Raw genomic sequence first — 3,277 nt, 5'->3', positions numbered from 1 at the left:
AAGCTGCTTTTCCCTTACGATTTTCTTTTTTTTCGTTCACGCATCGCCTCTTGCAAAAATTCAATCAACACGATTTGTCTTCTCCAACGAGTCGGATTGGATATAAGTCTGTAAAACCATTCTAAATTAATGGCTTGCATCCATTTCGGGGCCCGCTTTACTTCCCCCGCCCATACATCAAAACTGCCTCCTACACCTACTGCAATTTTGACTCCCATGCGGTGTTTATTTCGCATAATGAACATTTCCTGCCGCGGGAATCCAAGCGCAACAAGCAAAATATCCGGCTTTGCCTCCTGCACCTTCTGGATAATTTCGTTCTCTTCGTCATCTCGAAAATAGCCATTATGATAACCAGAGATAATTACCCCTGGGTACATTTCTGACAAAACAGCAGCTGCCTTCTCGACCACATGCTGCTTTGCCCCAAGAAGATACAGTTTCACCGCATTTTCTTTTGTAAATTGTCCTAACCACTGATTCATCATATCAAAGCCGCCGACCCGTTCTGGAATCGGTTCTCCAAACCAGCCGCTTACCTTTACGACACCGATGCCATCTGGCGTAATTAAATCTGCCTGTAGTACGGATTCCTTAAATTGCGGATCTTTCTTCGCACACATTACAATTTCAGGATTGGCAGTTACAATATGAAAAGCCGTCTCACGTTCATAGAGTTGCTTTGAAATATAGTCAACTGTTTCCTGCATTTTCATAGAAGAAAAAGGAATTCCAAGTATATCCACTGTTTGTCTCATCATAGAAATGCTGTCCTTTCTATTCAAAAAAATTTAACGTAGTAGGCTTTCATAACTTTCATACGTATCGCGGCAGAGCTTTTCGAGAGAAAAACGTGTTGATGCGTATTGATACATGTGCTCTCCCATTACAGCTAGTTCATGTCTTGTCAGATAAGCTTCTTCCAACGCAGCCGCTAAAGCATCGCTATCACCGACCTTAATCACCCAGCCATAGGATGCATTAGGAAGCAACTTATGCATATCTCCTACATCCGTTGCAATAAAAGGTACACGCTGATTGGCAGACTCTAACAATACAAGAGGAAAGCTTTCACTATAAGATGTAAGTAAGCTAATATTTGCTGTAGCATACAAACGATCGGTATCTCGGCGAAAACCTAAAAACAAAACAGTATCTGTTAATTCACGTTCCTTCACGATCTCTTTTAGCTGTTGCTCGCTCGGCCCGTTCCCAACGAGCAGAACCTTCAAGTTCGGAATATTCACCTTTTGCAAGGCATCTAGTAAAATTTCATGCCCTTTCACCGGATGTAACCTAGCAACTTGTATGACCGTAAAGCTATCAGCTGGAATGTGTAAATCCTCCTGCTTGTCATACGGGGTAGCTGGTTCCTGCGTATAATATATACCATTGTAAATTACCTTTATTTTTCCAGCAGGAAGACCTAGCGAAACGAGATTTTTCTTAAATCGTTCCGTAATCGCAAAGAATAAATCCACTTTTTTAAGAGCGCGAAGATTCAGCTTCGTAAACAGCCAACCCTTAAAGCCACGTTTCATGAAATCCAGTAGCGGATCACTATGTATGGTTGTAACCCATTTTGCATGAATGCGAGATTTCAATAAAGCTACAAAAAAGTTCGCACGTGCGCCGTGCGTATGAACAATATCAAATTGATTTTCGTTGATGAAAACGGTAAGTCTTCTAAGAACTGATAAATCATAGCGTGATGCTTGCTTAAAAACATGAACGGTAATGCCAAGCTCTCTCGCTTCTTTCGAAATTTCTCCCTCTTCAAATACAGCCAGCTCTACTTCATTCATGGGTAGCTGCGACAAAAGCGAAAGAATATGTGTTTTTCCACCGCCAGTTTCTGCTCCCGCATTTACGTGTAATACCTTCATATGCAACTCTCCTTAGCAAAAAGAAAAGCTACCAACAAGGCTAGCTTTTCAAATTCAGAAATCCCGTTCATAAAGATGGCTCATCCTTGTTCGCTATCTGCCTTTACAAATAAATATGCCCACATAATTACAAAATAGATACTGACGCCGGGAGCCGTTAGGACATGCCCCGCGGTATACGCAATGCCTAGACCAAGCGCTATGCCCACTACTAATAATGCATAAGACACAGTAGCAATCTTTCTCCATTTCACAACAAATGTTCTCGCTATTTTCACACCATAATATACAAAAGGTAAAAGGAGGAAGAAGAATCCGATATAACCAAAAGAATAAAATAAATCGTGAAAATCACGTTCAATCAACTTAGGTTCCGATTTAAAGTTCCCCCCATACCCCATACCAAAGAGTTTTTGGGCTGATGGGGCCTCTTTAAATTGATTTTTTTCCATATTTAAAAATATCTCACGCCCACTGAAAACAAGATCACCAACCTGATCCTTCGGCAAATCATCAGGAGATAGATTTTGCTCGGCCGCCTGTTTCTTGTTTTGCTCTTCAATCAGTTTCATGTGTATTTTCGTATTATTTACAATCGGAGAATAGGGTGTGTACAAAGCTACTGCTGCTAATAAAAGAGCTGCAACTCCTCCATTCAATAGCAGCACTCTTCTGCTTTCTTTACGAAAGATGCTTTGTATGATGCAGAGCACTACGACAGTTCCAAGACCAAGTAAGATGGCACCAAATCCAACCTTTGTTCCGACTGCAAATAGGGAAAAGATTGAAAGAAGAGCAGGAATCCAGAACACTATATCCTTCGCACGCTTCGTTTTTTCTACTGAAAAAAGGAGAACAGCTGGAAAACTAATGGCTAGAACAGCACCTAATTCATTGCCTGCATAAAACCATCCACGTGAACCTGTTTTAAAATATTCATAGCTATTGAAATCCGTTGCCGTTACAATCGAGAGCACCATAACAACATTTATAAGTACCGTGGCATACACAACGTACGTAATTGCCTTGTTAATTTGTTTTCCTTTACGTAACCAAGATTGAAATAGGAGTATATAACATCCTAGCATCACAAAGGTATACAGTGTTTTTGCAACATACTTAATCTCTTCTCCAAACAGTATAGGTGTTTTCACCATTTTATTAATGAAGAGACCAATCAAAAGCACAGCTGCTAACATCGCAAGGTAATTTAAATAGTTACGTCCTTGCTTTTTCCGAGCTTGCAAAACAATATACAGAATTCCTAAAATCATTACAATGAAACGTGCAAATATGCCAACCGTTGCATTTGTTTTCAAAACAATGATACCAAATGATGTTATTAAATCTAGAATCGGTTGGAGAATAATGAATATGAGTAAAAAGATTTC

Annotated in this window: 3 protein-coding genes; all 3 read right to left on the bottom strand. The window is 40.0% G+C overall.

Translation table 11 applies throughout. The annotated features are described in order from the left end of the window. Window positions 1–14 precede the first annotated feature (14 nt). Entirely contained in the window at window positions 15–761 is a 747-nt protein-coding gene (locus tag AC11ZT_RS10145) for a WecB/TagA/CpsF family glycosyltransferase (RefSeq protein ID WP_484059479.1), read from the bottom strand. Window positions 762–791: 30 nt separating this feature from the next. Then, the gene (locus AC11ZT_RS10140; protein WP_484059478.1) at window positions 792–1,886 is read right to left on the bottom strand and encodes a glycosyltransferase; all 1,095 of its coding nucleotides are present in this window, start codon (window positions 1,884–1,886) and stop codon (window positions 792–794) included. 80 nt (window positions 1,887–1,966) lie between these two features. Continuing rightward, the coding region (locus AC11ZT_RS10135) for an O-antigen ligase family protein (RefSeq protein ID WP_484059477.1) at window positions 1,967–3,277 on the bottom strand (1,311 nt) is incomplete at its 5' end.

This window comes from Ectobacillus sp., from assembly GCF_056992975.1.
This window is presented reverse-complemented; position numbering and strand designations above follow the sequence as displayed.

Excerpts from the sequence above, each read along its gene's own strand:
- AC11ZT_RS10145 (WP_484059479.1), bottom strand. The coding sequence starts at position 761 with ATGATGAGACAAACAGTGGATATACTTGGAATTCCTTTTTCTTCTATG.
- AC11ZT_RS10140 (WP_484059478.1), bottom strand. The coding sequence starts at position 1,886 with ATGAAGGTATTACACGTAAATGCGGGAGCAGAAACTGGCGGTGGAAAA.